Origin of the sequence: Brevundimonas basaltis (assembly GCF_014202075.1) — a bacterium.
GTDB lineage: Bacteria > Pseudomonadota > Alphaproteobacteria > Caulobacterales > Caulobacteraceae > Brevundimonas > Brevundimonas basaltis.
On the sequence record NZ_JACHFZ010000001.1, the window covers coordinates 294913 to 311374 of the forward strand.

18 protein-coding genes are annotated in these 16462 nt (G+C 68.0%); 12 read left to right on the forward strand and 6 right to left on the reverse strand.

Annotated elements, in window-relative coordinates:
- Window positions 1-102 precede the first annotated feature (102 nt).
- A complete protein-coding gene (gene tyrS / locus HNQ67_RS01570; protein WP_183251712.1) occupies window positions 103-1416 on the reverse strand; it encodes a tyrosine--tRNA ligase in 1314 nt (437 codons plus the stop codon).
- On the opposite strand from tyrS, the gene HNQ67_RS01575 reads away from it, so the two are divergent.
- Entirely contained in the window at window positions 1415-1945 is a 531-nt protein-coding gene (locus tag HNQ67_RS01575) for a DOMON-like domain-containing protein (protein ID WP_246347397.1), read from the forward strand. The genes tyrS and HNQ67_RS01575 overlap by 2 nt on opposite strands.
- Window positions 1942-3144 carry an exo-beta-N-acetylmuramidase NamZ family protein gene (locus HNQ67_RS01580; RefSeq protein ID WP_183251714.1) on the forward strand — a complete coding sequence of 401 codons (1203 nt, stop codon included), beginning with the start codon at window positions 1942-1944 and terminating at the stop codon, window positions 3142-3144. Before HNQ67_RS01575 ends, HNQ67_RS01580 begins: the two co-directional genes overlap by 4 nt.
- Here HNQ67_RS01580 and HNQ67_RS01585 read toward each other — a convergent pair whose 3' ends face one another.
- Both HNQ67_RS01585 and HNQ67_RS01590 read right to left on the reverse strand, forming a co-directional pair.
- The gene (locus tag HNQ67_RS01585) at window positions 3145-3972 is read right to left on the reverse strand and encodes a transporter (RefSeq protein WP_183251716.1); all 828 of its coding nucleotides are present in this window, start codon (window positions 3970-3972) and stop codon (window positions 3145-3147) included. It abuts the gene before it with no gap.
- Between the two features lie 65 nt (window positions 3973-4037).
- Window positions 4038-4688, reverse strand: a complete 651-nt coding sequence (locus HNQ67_RS01590; protein WP_183251718.1) for an alpha/beta hydrolase — start codon at window positions 4686-4688, stop codon at window positions 4038-4040.
- Between the two features lie 158 nt (window positions 4689-4846).
- Between HNQ67_RS01590 and HNQ67_RS01595 the strand changes: the two genes are divergently transcribed.
- From HNQ67_RS01595 to HNQ67_RS01635, 9 genes are all read left to right on the forward strand, one after another.
- Window positions 4847-5314: an Rrf2 family transcriptional regulator gene (locus HNQ67_RS01595; RefSeq protein WP_183251720.1), complete on the forward strand. Its 468-nt coding sequence runs from the start codon at window positions 4847-4849 to the stop codon at window positions 5312-5314.
- The gene (locus HNQ67_RS01600; protein ID WP_183251721.1) at window positions 5311-6450 is read left to right on the forward strand and encodes an aminotransferase class V-fold PLP-dependent enzyme; all 1140 of its coding nucleotides are present in this window, start codon (window positions 5311-5313) and stop codon (window positions 6448-6450) included. The genes HNQ67_RS01595 and HNQ67_RS01600 overlap by 4 nt, the downstream gene beginning before the upstream one ends.
- Before the next feature lie 3 nt (window positions 6451-6453).
- Window positions 6454-7920 (forward strand): Fe-S cluster assembly protein SufB, encoded by a 1467-nt coding sequence (gene sufB / locus HNQ67_RS01605; RefSeq protein WP_183251723.1) that lies wholly within the window; start codon window positions 6454-6456, stop codon window positions 7918-7920.
- 102 nt (window positions 7921-8022) lie between these two features.
- Window positions 8023-8322 (forward strand): GIY-YIG nuclease family protein, encoded by a 300-nt coding sequence (locus tag HNQ67_RS01610; RefSeq protein ID WP_246347398.1) that lies wholly within the window; start codon window positions 8023-8025, stop codon window positions 8320-8322.
- Window positions 8323-8502: 180 nt separating this feature from the next.
- On the forward strand, window positions 8503-9252 hold the full coding sequence (sufC, locus tag HNQ67_RS01615; protein ID WP_183251728.1) for a Fe-S cluster assembly ATPase SufC: 750 nt from the start codon (window positions 8503-8505) through the stop codon (window positions 9250-9252).
- Window positions 9249-10277 (forward strand): Fe-S cluster assembly protein SufD, encoded by a 1029-nt coding sequence (sufD, locus tag HNQ67_RS01620; protein ID WP_183251730.1) that lies wholly within the window; start codon window positions 9249-9251, stop codon window positions 10275-10277. Before sufC ends, sufD begins: the two co-directional genes overlap by 4 nt.
- Complete coding sequence (locus HNQ67_RS01625; RefSeq protein ID WP_183251732.1) at window positions 10256-11494, forward strand: aminotransferase class V-fold PLP-dependent enzyme; 1239 nt, start codon at window positions 10256-10258, stop codon at window positions 11492-11494. The genes sufD and HNQ67_RS01625 overlap by 22 nt, the downstream gene beginning before the upstream one ends.
- The gene (locus HNQ67_RS01630) at window positions 11491-11886 is read left to right on the forward strand and encodes an SUF system Fe-S cluster assembly protein (RefSeq protein WP_183251733.1); all 396 of its coding nucleotides are present in this window, start codon (window positions 11491-11493) and stop codon (window positions 11884-11886) included. Before HNQ67_RS01625 ends, HNQ67_RS01630 begins: the two co-directional genes overlap by 4 nt.
- Window positions 11887-11893: 7 nt before the next feature.
- Window positions 11894-12292 (forward strand): HesB/IscA family protein, encoded by a 399-nt coding sequence (locus HNQ67_RS01635; protein ID WP_183251735.1) that lies wholly within the window; start codon window positions 11894-11896, stop codon window positions 12290-12292.
- Here the strand turns inward: HNQ67_RS01635 and HNQ67_RS01640 are convergent.
- From HNQ67_RS01640 to HNQ67_RS01650, 3 genes are all read right to left on the reverse strand, one after another.
- Window positions 12283-13071, reverse strand: coding sequence for a lysophospholipid acyltransferase family protein (locus tag HNQ67_RS01640; RefSeq protein ID WP_183251737.1), 789 nt, complete (start codon window positions 13069-13071; stop codon window positions 12283-12285). The two genes, HNQ67_RS01635 and HNQ67_RS01640, sit on opposite strands and share 10 nt — an antisense overlap.
- Before the next feature lie 31 nt (window positions 13072-13102).
- Window positions 13103-14158, reverse strand: coding sequence for a GGDEF domain-containing protein (locus HNQ67_RS01645; protein ID WP_183251739.1), 1056 nt, complete (start codon window positions 14156-14158; stop codon window positions 13103-13105).
- Between the two features lie 112 nt (window positions 14159-14270).
- Window positions 14271-15860 (reverse strand): DEAD/DEAH box helicase, encoded by a 1590-nt coding sequence (locus HNQ67_RS01650; protein ID WP_183251741.1) that lies wholly within the window; start codon window positions 15858-15860, stop codon window positions 14271-14273.
- 239 nt (window positions 15861-16099) lie between these two features.
- On the opposite strand from HNQ67_RS01650, the gene HNQ67_RS01655 reads away from it, so the two are divergent.
- Entirely contained in the window at window positions 16100-16459 is a 360-nt protein-coding gene (locus tag HNQ67_RS01655) for a hypothetical protein (RefSeq protein ID WP_183251743.1), read from the forward strand.
- Window positions 16460-16462: the final 3 nt, after the last annotated feature.

Consider the following 16462-nt stretch of genomic DNA (forward strand, 5'->3'; position numbering starts at 1 on the left):
GTCCAGCCTGACGCCAGCGCATCAGGACAACCGCCTGTCTCTTCGTCCCGCTGCACCATCACCCAAAGCACTGGGTCCCGGCGTTCGCCGGGATGAGCGGAATCAGACCGGCCGCACCAGAACGATCTTCTTCTTGCCGGCGGCGAGCTTGAAGACGCCGTCGGCGTTGACGTCGGCGGCCTCGATCGGGCGGGCGCCGTCGGAGACGGCCTCGTCGTTGAGACGCAGGCCGCCGCCCTGGGCCAGGCGGCGGGCCTCGCCGTTGGAGGCGGTCAGGCCGGCGCGCGTGGCGACGGCGGCGATCATGGCGCCGATGACCTCGCCCGCCGGGATCTCGACGGTCGGCAGGTCGGCGGACAGCTTGCCCTGCTCGAAAGCGCTTTCGGCGGCGGCGCGCGCCGTCGAGGCGGCGTCCGCGCCGTGCAGCATCGTCGTCGCGGCGTCGGCCAGGGCCTTCTTGGCGTCGTTGATGGCGGCGCCGTCCAGCACCTCGAGCCGGGCGATCTCGTCCAGCGGCAGGTCGGTGAACAGGCGCAGGAATTTGCCGACGTCGGCGTCGTCGACGTTGCGCCAGAACTGCCAGTAGTCGTACGGCGACAGCTGTTCGGCGTTCAGCCACACAGCGCCTTGGGCCGTCTTGCCCATCTTGCCGCCCGAGGCGGTGGTCAGCAGCGGCGTGGTCAGGCCGAAGGCGGCCTTGTGATCGACGCGGCGAACCAGATCGACGCCCGAGACGATGTTGCCCCACTGGTCCGATCCGCCCATCTGCAGGGTGCAGCCGTAACGGCGGTTCAACTCGAGGAAGTCCACAGACTGCATCAGCATGTAGTTGAACTCGAGGAAGGTCATCGGCTGTTCGCGTTCCAGCCGCAGCTTGACCGAGTCGAAGGCCAGCATCCGGTTGACGGTGAAATGCGTGCCGTAGTCGCGCAGGAACTGGATGTAGCCGTAGGTCGACAGCCATTGGTCGTTGTCGAGCATGACCGCGTCGGTCGGGCCGTCGCCGAAGGTCAGGAATTTCTCGAACACCGTCTTGATGGAGGCGATGTTGGACTGGATGGTCTCGTCGGTCAGCTGGGGCCGCGAGGCGTCCTTGCCGGTCGGGTCGCCGACCTTGGTGGTGCCGCCGCCCATCAGGACGATCGGCTTGTGGCCGGCCTGCTGCAGGCGGCGCAGCATCATGATCTGGATCAGGCTGCCGACGTGCAGCGACGGGGCGGTGGCGTCGAAGCCGATGTAGCCGGTAACCACGCCTTCGGAGGCCGCGGCGTCGAGCTCGGCCGGGTGGGTGATCTGATGGATGTAGCCGCGCGCCTGGAGGGTTTTCAGGAAGTCGGACTGGAAGGCGGGCTCGGCGGTCATGGCTCGGGGATCAGGCTTGGCTTGGGAGGGAAGGGGCGTGTAGCACGGGGGCATGGAAGCGCGAACAGCTCCGGCTCCGTCAGCGGTGTTGCAGCCGCATCCCGGCGCCGGCGAGACGCCGGCGGCGGGCGTCGAGGTGCACATCGAACGGGACGGCCTGCTGCTGTGGCTGCGGTTCGTGGTGCGGGGCGAGGTGGAGCGGATCGCCTGGCCGGCCGCGACGGCGCCGGGGCGCGCCGACGACCTGTGGCGGCACACCTGCTTCGAGGCGTTCGTCAGCACGGACGACGGCTACGTCGAATACAATCTGTCGCCATCGAACCAGTGGGCCTCGTACCGGTTCAACGGACCGCGGATCGGGATGAGGGCGGCGGACGAGGTGGCGACGGTGGAAGGTCTGGACGGCGCGGGGGATATGATGGCGCTGGAGGCGCGGATCGCGCTGCCGCCCGGAGCGAAGCGGCTGGGGCTGTCGGCGGTGATCGAGGGGGCCGATGGCGCGATGAGCTATTGGGCGCTGGCCCATCCGTCGGCTAAGCCGGACTTCCACCATCCCGACTCGTTCGTTCTGGACCTGCCATGAAGACCGGCCTCGACCGCCTGTTGTCCGATCCCGCGCTGCGGGCGCCGCTCAGGGGCAAGCGGGTGGCCGTGCTGGGGCATCCGGCCTCGGTGACGGCGGTCCTGACGCACGCGATGGACGCGCTGGCGGCCTGTCCGGACATACAGCTGACCGCCGCCTTCGGGCCGCAGCACGGCATGCGCGGCGACCTGCAGGACAATATGATGGAGACGCCGGACGAGACCGACCCGCGGCTCGGCATTCCGGTGTTCAGCCTGTACGGCGAGGTGCGGCGGCCGACCGACGCCTCGATGCAGACCTTTGACGTGCTGCTGGTCGATCTGCAGGATCTGGGCTGCCGCATCTACACCTTCATCACGACCCTGCTCTATGTGCTGGAGGCCGCGGCCGAGCACGGCAAGACGGTGTGGGTGCTGGACCGCCCCAACCCCGCCGGTCGGCCGGTCGAGGGGCTGACGCTGCGGCCGGGCTGGGAGAGCTTCGTCGGCGCGGGACCGATGCCGATGCGGCACGGCCTTACCCTGGGCGAGCTGGGGCTGTGGTTCATCGACCGGTTCAAGCTGGATGTGGACTATCGCGTCATCGGGATGGAGGGCTGGGAGCCCGAGGCGGGACCGGGCTACGGCTGGCCGCTGCTGGAGCGCGAGTGGATCAATCCCAGCCCCAATGCGCCCAATGTGTCGATGGCGCGGGCCTATGCAGGGACGGTGATGCTGGAGGGGACGACCCTGTCGGAGGGGCGGGGCACGACCCGGCCGCTGGAGCTGTTCGGGGCGCCGGACATCGACGCCCGGGCGGTGATCGCGGAGATGCAGGCCTTCGCGCCGCAGTGGCTGGAGGGCTGCGTGCTGCGCGACATCTGGTTCGAGCCGACCTTCCACAAACACGTCGGCACGCTGTGCAACGGGGTGCAGATGCATGTGGCGGGACCGGGCTACGACCATGCGGCGTTCCGGCCGTGGCGGGTGCAGGCGCTCGCCTTCAAGGCGATCCGGCGGCTATATCCGGACTATGAGCTGTGGCGGGATTTTCCGTACGAATACGCGTTCGGGAAACTGCCCATCGACGTGATCAACGGGGGGCCGGGGCTGCGGGAGTGGGTAGACGATGCAGCGGCGACGCCGGCCGATCTGGATGCGATGGCCGGGCTGGATGAGGCCGCATGGATGACCTTGCGCGACCCCTATCTTCTGTACTGATCAGAACCGCCGCGCCACCCCGACGCCGAACTCGAGGTCCGGGCTCTGGTCGTTGAGGCCGAAATTGAGGCCGAAGTCGATCTGGGCGTTGGCCATGAATGGCGGGCTCCATACAGCGGTCAGATCGAAGGTGGATTGGGTGACCTCGTCCAGCGGGTCTTCGTCGCGGCTGACCCAGACTTCGGCGCCGAGGTTCCAGTCACCGACATCGCGGCCAAGACCGGCGACCATTCCCCAGGCCACATGCGAACCTTCGCCGTCGGCGTCGCGGACGATGTCGATCCCGGGGGTCAGCGCCAGGCTCCAATTGTGATCGATCGGCAGGCCGAACGGCAGGACCAACCCGCCTTCGATGCCGTCCGCGCGAACCGCATCGGAGCCGGTCGGGAGGGTCAGGTAGCCCTGGATCGCCGCCGACCGGCCTGAACCGTCGGGATTGCCCAGTGCCCGGCGGGCGCTGAGGAACAGATCCCCAACCCCTTCAACGCTGTCCTGATCGCCTGTCTGGCGGTCGGTGACGCTTTCGGTCTGCCAGGGCGTCAGGCCGACCTGAACCTCCAGCAAGGGGGTCAGGCCGTAGCGGATCAGGGTGCTGGCAACCGCCCAGCTCTCGATCTTGAAGGCGGCGTCGCGATGGCTGGCGAAATCAACCAGGCCGCTCTCGACCTGGACCACGCCCTGATCCAGGACGCAGGTTGCTGCGCCCTTGCCGGGCCGGTCAGCGCAAAACTCCCGTTGCTCGGGAATCGCCCCCTGGGCCAATGCCGCGCCCACCGATATCAGGCTGGCAGCCGCGACGGCGAAGGCTGTCAAAACAGTGCGAAACATTAATATCCCCCGAACTTTGCGCTGATTACAGCAGCAATCCTAGTTTGGGTTAATGCGCGGACGGGTCAGGCAGGCTTCTCTTCCAGCCGCTTGTCCAGATACAGCCCGACGCGGCGTTCGACGGCGTCGATGTGGTCCTGCCAGAAGTGGGTGGCGCCGTCCTCGAGTTCGTAGTCGATGACGATGCCCTTCTGGGTGCGCAGCTTGTTGACCACCCGCTCGACCTCGACCGGCGGCACGACGGTGTCGGCGGTGCCGTGCAGGAACAGGCCCGAGGCCGGGCAGGGGGCGAGGAAGCTGAAGTCGTACATGTTCGACGGCGGCGACACCGAGATGAAGCCGTCGGTCTCGGGGCGGCGCATCAAGAGCTGCATGCCGATGTAGGCGCCGAACTGGTAGCCGGCGACCCAGGTCTGGGTGGCGCCGGGGTTCTGGGCCTGCAGCCAGTCGAGGGCGGTGGCCGCGTCGGCCAGCTCGCCGATCCCCGAATCGAACTCGCCCTGCGATTTTCCGACGCCGCGGCTGTTGTAGCGCAGGGTGGCGAAGCCTCGCTTGACGAACAACTGATAGAGGGTGACCGCGACCGGGTTGTTCATATGCCCGCCCGCCTTGGGGTGGGGGTGCAGGATCAGGGCGATCGGGGCGTTCGGGCGCTTGCCCGGCGAATAGCGGCCTTCGATGCGGCCCGAGGCCCCGGGCAGAATGACTTCAGGCATAAGCGGCGAAATCCGTGTTCAACTGTCGTTTCGCAGGTGCGTAATACTTGACCGCGGCGGTAGGACTTTCTAAGTCCGCCGTGCGCGCCGACGCCTTTGCGAAGGCGCGGGTTCTAGCACAGGACCCCCGAAATGCGCGCAAATTTTGAGGGCGCGCGATGCGACTGTCGACCAAGGGACGATACGCGGTGATGGCGATGGCCGATCTGGCCAAGAACGGCCGCGCCAACGGAGTGCAGCGGGCGGTGTCGCTGGCCGAGATCGCGGCGCGGCAGGAGATTTCGCTGAGCTATCTGGAGCAGCTGTTCGCCCGCCTGCGCAAGAGCGGTCTGGTGCAGAGCGTGCGCGGACCCGGCGGCGGCTACCGGCTGGCCAAGGGCGCGGACGAGACGGTGGTGGCCGAGATCGTGCTGGCGGTCGACGAGCCGATCCGGGCGACGCGCTGCATCGGTCATTCGTCGCCCAAGGGCTGCATGATGGCCGGCGAGCGCTGCATCACCCACAATCTGTGGGAGGACCTCGGCGACGAGATCCACCGCTATCTGGCCGGGGTGTCGCTGGAAGACGTGGTTATGAACCGCACGGGCGCGCGGCGTCGCGATGCGGGTGTTGGAGTAGCGGCGTGAGTCCTGTGTATCTCGATTACAATGCGTCGGGCCTCGTTCGCCCGGAGGTTCAGGACGTCATGGCCAGGGCGCTGGCCGACAACGGCAATCCGTCGGCGGTGCACGCGGCCGGGCGGCGGGCGCGGGCGCGGGTCGAGACGGCGCGGGCCCAGGTGGCCGAACTGGTCGGGGCCGACGCGACGGCGGTGGTTTTCTCGTCCGGGGGCACGGAGTCCAACGCCCAGGCGATTCTGAGCGCGCTGGCGGCGGGCTGCGAGCGGCTGATCGTCGGCGCGACCGAGCATCCGTGCGTGGCCGAGGCGGCCATCGCCTCGGGCAAGCCGGTCAAGATGTTGCCGGTCGACGCCCGCGGGGTGGTCGATCTGAACAAGCTGCGCCAGCTTCTGGGCCTGCCGGGCAAGGCCGTGGTCGCCATCCATCACGCCAACAACGAGAGCGGCGTGATCCAGCCGATCGCCGAGGCGGCGCGGCTGGTGCGGTCGGCGGGCGGCTGGCTGCACGTCGACGCCATCCAATCGGCGGGCAAGCTTCCGGTCGATATCCGGACCCTGAAGGCCGACAGCCTGACCCTGTCCGCGCACAAGCTCGGCGGGCCGCAGGGGGTCGGAGCGCTGGTCATGGGCGAGGGCCGCGAGGCGATCCGCATCGTCCACGGCGCCGGACAGGAGCGCGGCCTGCGCGCGGGCACCGAGAATGTGCCGGGCATCGCCGGCTTCGGCGAGAGCGCGGTCTGCGCCGCCCGCGACCTGCCGCACGTCGAGGCCCACGCCGCCTGGCGCGACGCGGCCGAGTCGAAGGTCAAGGCCGCCGGGGCGACCATCATCGGCGAGGGCGCCGAGCGGCTGCCCAACACCCTGTTCATGGCCGTGCCCGACTGGGAGAGCCCGCAGCAGCTGATCACCCTCGACCTGATGGGGCTGATGGTGTCGGCGGGCAGCGCCTGTTCCTCGGGCAAGACCAAGCCGTCGCGGGCCATTCTGGCGACCGGCCGCGCCGCGCTGGCCACCGGCGGCATCCGCGTCTCGGGCGGCTGGGGCACGGTCGAAAGCGACTGGGACCGGTTCGCCGAGGCCTGGGTAGCCGCCTATCAGAAGCATCGTGCGCGCCAGTCAGATCGCACGAAGAAGGTCGCGTAAGTCATGGTCGCTGTTAAAGAAACCATCGACGCCGTCGCCGCCCTCGAAAAATACGAGCACGGCTTCACCAGCGACATCGACACGGAATACGCCCCGCGCGGGCTGAACGCCGACATCGTCCGCTTCATCTCGGAGAAGAAGGGCGAGCCGGAATGGATGCTGGAATGGCGTCTGGCCGCGTTCGAGCGCTGGCAGGCGATGGAGGAGCCGACCTGGGCCTCGGTGAAATACACGCCGGTCGACTATCAGGACCTGTTCTACTACGCCGCGCCGAAGAAGAAAGAGGGGCCCAAGAGCCTCGACGAGGTCGATCCGGATCTGCTGGCCGTCTACGCCAAGCTGGGCATCCCGCTGAAGGAGCAGGAAGTGCTGGCCGGGGTCGAGGGCGCGCCGCGCTATGCCGTGGACGCGGTGTTCGACAGCGTCAGCGTGGTCACCACCTTCAAGAAGGAGCTGCAGAAGGTCGGAGTGATCTTCATGCCGATCTCCGAGGCGCTGCGCGAACATCCGGAGCTGGTGCGCCAGTATCTGGGGTCGGTGGTGCCGGTCTCGGACAACTATTTCGCGGCCCTGAACAGCGCGGTGTTTTCGGACGGATCGTTCGTCTACATCCCGCCGGGCGTGCGCTGCCCGATGGAGCTGTCGACCTATTTCCGCATCAATGCGAGCCAGACGGGGCAGTTCGAGCGGACGCTGATCATCGCCGACAAGGGCAGCTACTGCTCCTATCTGGAGGGCTGCACCGCCCCGATGCGCGACGAGAACCAGCTGCATGCGGCGGTGGTCGAACTGGTCGCGCTGGACGACGCCGAGATCAAATATTCGACGGTGCAGAACTGGTACCCCGGCGACGCAGAGGGCAAGGGCGGCATCTACAATTTCGTCACCAAGCGCGCCGACTGCCGCGGGGACCGGTCGAAGGTGTCGTGGACCCAGGTCGAGACCGGCTCGGCCGTCACCTGGAAGTATCCGTCCTGCCTGCTGAAGGGCGAGGAGAGCTCGGGCGAGTTCTATTCGATCGCCATCACCAATGGGCATCAGCAGGCCGACACCGGCACAAAGATGGTCCACCTCGGCAAGAATTCGAAGAGCCGGATCATCGCCAAGGCGGTTTCGGCCGGGAAGTCGGACTCGACCTATCGCGGCCTGGTGTCGGTGCATCCGAAGGCGACCGGGGTGCGCAACTTCACCCAGTGCGACAGCCTGCTGATCGGCAAGGAGTGCGGCTCGCACACCGTGCCCTATATCGAGGCCCGCAACGGCTCGGCCCAGCTGGAGCACGAGGCGACGACGACGCGCCTGTCCGACGACCAGCTGTTCTACGCCCAGCAGCGCGGCCTGTCGCAGGAGGAGGCGGTGGCCCTGCTGGTCAACGGCTTCGTCCGCGACGTGCTGCAGGAACTGCCGATGGAGTTCGCCGTCGAGGCGCAGAAGCTGGTGGCGATCTCGCTGGAAGGGAGCGTGGGATGATCGTCACCCCCGCTTCGTCATCCTCGGGCTTGTCCCGAGGACCCATCGCGATGCAAGCTCGGCCTTATGGCGAGGGAGCGCGTTCTCATAGCCGTCTACATCATGACCAACGGACCGTACGGAACGTTGTACGTCGGGGTGACCAGCAACCTTTATCAGCGCGTCCGGCAACATCGGGACGGGACGTTCGGCGGCTTCACCAGGAAGCATCGGCTCACCCGGCTGGTCTGGTTCGAGACCTTCGAGTTCATGACCACCGCCATCAGGCGCGAGAAGGCCATCAAGCGGTATCGGCGCGACTGGAAGATCAATCTGATCGAAAGGGACAATCCTCACTGGCTGGACCTGTCGCTCGATTGGGACCGGCCGCCGGTCTGGAAACACGGACCGACAGACGAGTAGCTTCCGCGCATCGGTCCACCCCCCGTCATCCTCGGGCTTGTCTCGGGGACCCATTGCTCAGTCACGCGGCTCGTTCGGCACAGCCACCTCGCCCGATGATCGGTGGTTCGCGGACGCCGACGGATGGGCCCTCGGGACAAGCCCGAGGGTGACGGATTTCAAGTTTCAAGGTTCAATCGCGTGCTGAAAATCAACAACCTCCACGTCTCCGTCGGCGACAAGCCGATCCTCAAGGGCCTGAGCCTCGATGTGCCGGCCGGCGAGGTGCACGCCGTCATGGGGCCGAACGGGGCCGGCAAGTCGACGCTGGGCTATGCCCTGTCGGGGCGGCCGGGCTATGAGGCGGCCGAGGGCGCCGTTGCCTGGAAGGGCGAGGACCTGCTGGCGCTGGAACCCGCCGAGCGGGCGGCGAAGGGCGTCTTTCTGTCGTTCCAGTATCCGATCGAGATCCCGGGCGTCCCGGCCCTGACCTTCGTACGCACGGCGCTGAACGCCCAGCGGCGGGCGCGGGGCGAGGAGGAGGTTTCGGCGCCGAATTTCCTGAAGCTCGTCAAGGCGGCATCCGAGAAGCTGCGCATGGATTTCGACATGCTGAAGCGGCCGCTCAACGTCGGCTTCTCGGGCGGCGAGAAGAAGCGGATGGAGATCCTGCAGATGGCCCTGCTGGAGCCGTCGCTGCTGATCCTCGACGAAACGGATTCGGGCCTGGACATCGACGCCCTGCGCATCGTCGCCGACGGGGTCAATGCCATGCGCAGCCCCGAGCGGGCCATGCTGGTGATCACCCACTATCAGCGTCTGCTGGACTACATCAAACCGGACCGGGTGCATGTGCTGGTCGCCGGGCGGATCGTCGCCTCGGGCGGGCCGGAGCTGGCGCACCAGCTGGAGGCGGACGGGTACGACCAGTATCTGCCGGCCGCCGCGTGAGCGCGCTTCCGGTCATCGATCTGAAGGACGCGTCCAGCTTCCCGTCGCGACGGGTCGAGGCGTGGAAATACAGCGACCTGCGCAAATATCTGCGCGAGGCGCCCGCGCCGTCGCCGTCGGCGGCGATCCCGATGACCGGGGGCGGGCCTTTCGAGGGGCTGGGCGGCGAGCCGATGGCCTTCGTCAACGGCCGGGCGGTCGGGGTGAACACCCTGATGGCCTGCGGGACGCAGACGGTGCGGCTGCGGCTTATCTCGAAGGCCGAGGCGACGGGGCACGCGACGACGGCGCGGATCTCGGCCCGGGCCGGGGCGAAGCTGCTGATCCTCGAAACCCACGAGGGCGAGGGCTCGGCCTATGTGGCGCACAACCGGCTGGAGCTGGATGTGGCGCACGACGCCGAGGTGACGCGGATCGTGCTGGCCGACGAGCCGGAGGACGCCATCTCAATCTCGCAGGCCCGGGTGCGGGTCGCGCCGGGCGGCCGTTACCGCCAGACCGTCGTCACCACGGGGGCGAAGCTGCAGCGGCTGGAGACCGAGGTGACGCATCTGGGGCAGGGCGCCGATGTGCGGATGGACGGCCTCTACGCCCTGACCGGCGCGCGGCAGGCGGACCTGACCAGCGTGGTCGATCACACGGCGGCTGACGGCACGACCTCGCAACTGACCAAGGGGGTAGTGCGCGACGCCGGGCGCGGCGTCTTCCAGGGCAAGATCATTGTCGAACGCGGGGCCGACGGCACCGATGCGCGGATGGGGCATCACGCCCTGATCCTGTCCGAGCGCGGCGAGGTCGACGCCAAGCCGGAGCTGATCATCTACGCCGACGACGTGCAGTGCGCGCACGGCAATACGGTGGGCAATCTGGACCAGAACGCCCTGTTCTACATGCAGCAGCGCGGGCTGCCGCTGGACGAGGCGCGGGCCCTGTTGACCGAAGCCTTCCTGATCGAGGTGGTCGACCGGATCGAGCATGAGGGCGCGAGAGAGGTGGTGCGGGAATGGCTGACGGCTCGCCTGTGACCCGCTTCGATCCCTATGCGGCGCGGGCCCAGTTCCCGATCCTGTCCCGTCAGGTGAACGGCAGGCCGCTGGTCTATCTGGACTCGGCCGCCTCGGCGCAGAAGCCGCGGGCGGTGATCGACGCCATGGTGGGGTCGATGGAGGGCGGCTACGCCAACGTCCATCGCGGCCTGCACACCCTCGCCAATGAGACGACCGAGGCGTTCGAGGCGGCGCGGGAGAGCGTGGCGCGGTTCCTGAACGCGGAAGCGGCGTCGAACATCGTCTGGGCCAAGGGGGGCACCGAGGCGATCAACCTGGTGGCGGCGGGGATCGGCCAGTCCATCGAGCCGGGCGACGAGATCATCGTCTCGGAGATGGAGCACCACTCCAACATTGTGCCCTGGCACCTGCTGCGCGAGCGGCACGGGGCGGTGCTGAAGTGGATTCCGGTTCTGGACGACGGCTCGGTGGACATGGCGGCCTACGCCGACCTGCTGGGGCCGAGGACGAAGGTCGTCGCGGTCACCCATATGTCGAACGTGCTGGGGACCATCAATCCGGTGCGGAAGATCACGGAGATGGCCCGCGACGCCGGGGCGCGGGTGCTGATCGACGGCTGCCAGGGGGCGGTGCACGCGGCGCCGGATGTCCAGGCTATCGGTTGCGACTTCTACGTCTTCACCGGCCACAAGCTTTACGGGCCGTCGGGGATCGGCGCTCTGTACGGGACGGCTGAGGCGCTGGGGGCCTTGCCGCCATACCAGGGCGGCGGCGAGATGATCGAGACGGTCGAACGCGACCGCGTGACCTACGCCAAACCGCCGCACCGGTTCGAGGCGGGGACGCCGCCGATCGTCGAGGCCATCGGGCTGGGCGCGGCGATCGAATGGCTGAGCCAGTTCGACAAGGCGGCGATCACCGCCCACGAACAGGCGTTGTACAACCATGCCCGGGCGCGGTTGGACGGCGTCAACTGGTTGAAGGTGGTCGGCGAGGCGGAGGGGAAGGGGGCTATCCTGACCTTCACCGTCGACGGGGCCCACGCTCACGACATCGCCCAGGTGATGGACCGGTATGGCGTAGCGGTGCGCGCCGGGCTGCACTGCGCCGAGCCGCTGGCGAAACGCTTCGGCCTGACGTCGAGCGCCCGCGCCTCCTTCGCCCTATATAATACGACCGAGGACGCCGACGCCTTCGCCGACGCCCTGATCAAGGCCCGTGAGTTTTTTGCATGACCACCCCCGAGGGACAGTTCAACGACAGCCCGGCCTTCGCCGAGGCCTGGGACGCGCCGCAGAAGGGCGCGCTGGAGCAGGGCGAGATCGACCGGCTGACCGACGACATCATCGCCGCGCTGAAGTCGGTGTTCGATCCGGAAATCCCCGTCGACATCTACGAGCTGGGGCTGATCTACAAGGTCGACCTGTCGGACGACCGCGACGTGGCGATCGAGATGACCCTGACCGCGCCCGGCTGCCCGGTCGCGGGCGAGATGCCGGGCTGGGTCGAGGATGCGGTGAAGAAGGTCGACGGGGTCCGGTCGGCCCGGGCCGAACTGGTGTTCGACCCGCCGTGGGATCCGTCGAAGATGAGCGACGAGGCCAAGCTGGCCCTGAACATGTTCTGAGGACGAGATGAGCGAGCTTCAGACCACGCCCCGCCAACGCCGTCCGCGCCCCGCCGTCGTCACCCTGACCGAGGCCGCGGCCGAACGCGTGCGCGCCCTGACCGAGGCCGGCGGGCACAAGGGCTTGCGCGTCGGGGTCAAGAACGCGGGCTGCGCGGGGCAGGAATACACCTTCGCCCTGGCGGACGAGATCGGGCCTCTGGAGGAGGTGGTCACCGACAAGGGCGCGACGGTGGTCATCGATCCGAAGGCGATCCTGTTCCTGATCGGCTCGGAGATCGACTACGAAACCACGAAACTGGCGTCGAAATTCGTCTTCCGCAATCCGAACCAGACCGACGCCTGCGGCTGCGGCGAGAGCGTCACCATCGTGCCGGCGGCGGCGCGGGACGACAGTCAGGCCTGAGCGGCCGGGAGCTTCGCCGCCCTGGCCAACTCGTCCGGCGCCGGCACCTGGATCGCCGGAGTTACGGCGGCGCCGGTAGCCTCGGCGACCAGTTCCGCGGTCCTGCCTTCGACGGCGGCTTCGAGTCGGGCGAGAAACTGGTCCTTGGGCAGGCCGGTGGGGATGGGGTCGAGGAACTCCAGCGTGGCCAGGCCCGGACGTTTCCGGAACGCCTCCTGCGGCCAGAACAGGCCGAGGTTCGTCGCCACCGGCACGACCGGCATGTCGAAGTCGCGGTACATATGCCAGACGCCCGAGCGGTAGCGGAACTTCTCGCCGACCTTCGCCAGATTACCCTCCGGATAGATGAGGATCTTTCGCCCGTCGCGGTGGGCGTCGGCGGCCCGGCTCTTCAGGGCGTCGCGAGCGTCCCGCCCGCCGCAATTGTTGACCACGATAGCCCCCAGCTTGCGCAACACGGTGGCCATCAGCGGGAATTTCTCGAGATGGTCGCCGGTCACGAAGGCGAGGTCCTCGAAACGGTCGTAGACGGTGAAGCCGTCGCCCCAGCTCTGGTGTTTGGCGGCGATGATGAAGGCGCCGCTTGGCAGCCGATCTTCACCGCGGTAGCGGACGTGGATGCCGGCCAGCAGCCGCATGGCCTGGACCATGCGTTTGACATAGCGACGGATGATCCAGCCGGTGGCTGCGCGCCCGGGCGCGAGGGCCGCGATCACAGCGGCCAGGGTATAGCCGATCGACAGGACCCAGTAGGCGATGTTGAAGGCCAAGCTTCGCATCGGACGACTATGCCGCGACTCGGCGCGGGTTCTAGGCCGCGCTGTCGAGCCGGTCGGCGCTGGTGACGCGATTGCGGCCCGAGCGCTTGGAGGCGTAGAGGGCGGCGTCGGCGCGCCCCAGCAGGCTGGCGGCGGTCTCGCCGCCGCGCCAGTGGGCGAAACCGATCGAGACGGTCACCGCGCCGAGGTCGTCGTTGGTCGAGCGGCGGCGCAGCGTGCGAGAGCCGATCTCCTTGCGGACGCTCTCCAGCGCTATCTCGACCTCGGACAGGGACTCGTCCGGGAAGATCATGGCGAACTCCTCGCCGCCGTATCGGGCGGCGGTTCGCGGTGCATTGGCCGCCTTGCCGAGCACGCTGGCGACGTAGCGCAGCACCTGATCACCGGTCTGATGACCCCAGGTGTCGTTGAAGCGTTTGAAATGGTCGATGTCGACTACCGCCAGCGACAGTCGCGCGCCCTTGGTGAGGGCGGTCTCGCGGGCGCGGTCCAACTGTTCGTCGAAGGCCTTGCGGTTGGCGAGATTCGTCAGGGCGTCGGTCATCGAGTCGCGCCGCACCTGTTCGAGGTTGGCGCTGAGACGGGCGATCTCGCGCGTCGAGAGCTCCAGCTTCTTCTCGAGGGTCTCGTTGTCTTTCTGAATCTTGTGGGTGGCGGTCGTCAGGCCGGAAACGATGGCCCGAAGCTGGGGGGCGCCATCCGCAGACTCCAGACTGCCCGCGGCGCCTTCAAGGGTGCGGCCGTAGTCAGATTGGGCCTTGTGGGCCAGTGAGATGGCTTCCGTCACGCTGGACAGCTCGCGATCCAGCACCCGACCGGCGTCGCGGATCTCCTCGGTCAGGCGGCCGCGCGGCAAATATTCGGCAGCGAGAAGCTCGGCCGCGCCCTCGGTGAAGGGTTCTCCGGCGGCCAGCATGCGCTGGATCTCGCGGCCGAGCGCACCGTCGGGCTCGCCGATGCACCGAAGCCAAAGCTCGAAGTTGAGCGGGGTCGGCCAAACCGACGCGGCCTCCATCGCCTCGACGGCCCGACGCGCCATTGAATAGGCCTCGGGTCCCCGCAGCGTGGATTCGACCGCTTCAGTCATCGACGTCCCTTGCCGGATCGCCTTGGTCGGCGACCTCTTGCCGTGACGCTAGCCCCGGCTTCCGTAACGTCGAGTTAAATCAACGGCTGACGAAAAGGAATTGCGGTCGCTGTCAGCCCTTCACGGACACGGCGCGGCGCAGGAAGGCCGGCACTTCGGATTCGCCGAACGGACGGCCGTTGCTGCGCTGCGGTTCCGCGGCCGGGCGGGCGCCGCGGCGATCGGACTGGCGCAGATGCGCCTCTTGCGCCGGCCGTTCCTGTGCAACGGGATCCGCGGCGACGGCAGCCGGGGCTTCGACGGGCGCTGCGACGGCTTCGGCCGGCGCCTCGGTCCGCGCGGATCGGCCACCTCGACGACTACGGCTCCGGCGGACCGGGGTGGCGGGGACCTCGGCCTCGGGCGATTCTTCCGTGACGGTCGCGGCGGGTGTCTGGGCGACGGCTTCGACGTCCTCGGTCCTCGCCGCCGGGGCGCGGCGCGAGCGGGCCGGGCGTTCGCCGCGTTCGCGAGGCGCGGGCTCGGCGCGCTCCGACTTGTCCGGACGGCGACCGCCGCCGCCGCCGAGGTCGGCGCTGTCCAGCGTCAGCTCCTCGGGGGCCATCTTGATGAGCTTCAGGACCTTGTCGAGCGACCGGTCGTCGCCGGGGGTGACGATCATGAAGGTCTGGCCGGTCTTGCCCGCGCGGCCGGTGCGGCCGATGCGGTGGACGTAGTCGTCGGCGTGGTGCGAGACGTCGTAGTTGAAGACGTGGCTGACGTCGGGAATATCGAGCCCGCGGGCCGCGACGTCCGAAGCCACCAGCAGCTTGAGCTCGCCCGAGCGGAAGGCCGCAAGGGTCTTCATGCGCAGCGACTGGTCGAGGTCGCCGTGGATCGGCGCCGCGTCGAAGCCGTGCCGCTTCAGCGATTTGGCGACGACATCGACCTCGGATTTGCGATTGCAGAAGACGATGCCGTTGCTCACGTCATCACGGCCGATCAGGGCGCGCAGCGCAGCGCGCTTCATCTTTGGGTCGCTGGACGGGATGCGGACGAGGTACTGGGTGATGGTCTCGGCCGTCATCGCCGGGCGCGAGGCCTCGATGCGGGTCGGGTCCTTGAGGAACTGGGTCGTCAGTCGGGTGATCTCGGGCGGCATGGTGGCCGAGAAGAACAGCGTCTGGCGCTTGGGCGGCGTCAGTTTGAAGATGCGCTCGATGTCGGGGATGAAGCCCATGTCGAGCATGCGATCCGCCTCGTCGACCACCATCAGTTCGACGCCGGTCAGCAGCATCTTGCCGCGCTCGAAAAGATCGAGCAGGCGGCCGGGCGTGGCGATCAGCACGTCGACGCCCTTGTTCAGCGCCGCCACCTGGTCGCCCATGGAGACGCCGCCGATCAGCAGCACCCAGCTCAGCTTGGTGCCCTTGGCGTATTTTTCGAAGCTGGAGGCGACCTGGTCGGCCAGCTCACGGGTCGGCGCCAGCACGAGGGCGCGCGGCATGCGGGCGCGGGCGCGACCCTTCGACAGGCGGTCGATCAGGGGGAGAGTGAAGGCGGCGGTCTTGCCGGTGCCGGTCTGGGCGATGCCGAGAACGTCGCGCCCCGCGAGGGCGACCGGAATGGCCTGGGCCTGAATGGGGGTGGCGGTGGTGTAGCCGGTATCGGCGACCGCCTGCAGGGTCGTGGGCGAGAGGCCCAGCTGGGAAAATTCGGTCATGAATCCTTTGGAACTGAACTGAAGGACGTCCCGCGCATCGGGCCGTCGTGCGATGTCGCGGAACCGCCCTCGCTATGGGCGTGCGGGCGGCGCGGATTCGCCAGTCCTGTTCCGAACGTGGGCCGCATATAGAAGCCCCCACGCCAGAGTCAACTATTCGCGAGAGCGGTGAGAGGGCTTGGCATTCCCTAACTGATTGTTAATAGTCCCGCAGGGGGAAGGCTGATCAGGGGTTCCGTATGCTTCGTACGCTTGCCGTGGCGACCATCGCAGCAGCCTGTCTTGTGGCGACGCCCGGCCGGGCCGACATCAACGCCGCTTTCGGAAACACGGTGCTGTCTCGGTATCCGGACGGCGGCTGGGTCAAGCACTGGTTTAATCCAGACGGTACATACGCGGCCCAATTCTCTGACGGTCGGCGCCTTTCGGCCCGTTGGGCGGTGCGGGGCGAGAAGCTTTGTCTGACCAACATTCGGCCGAACATGCTGATCCCGCGCTTCTGCACCGAGATGATCGAAGCCAGCGTCGGCGAGACCTGGCAATCGCGCGACCCGCTGGGCCGCCGCGTCAGCAATGTCCTCATCGCCGGACGCAACTGACGG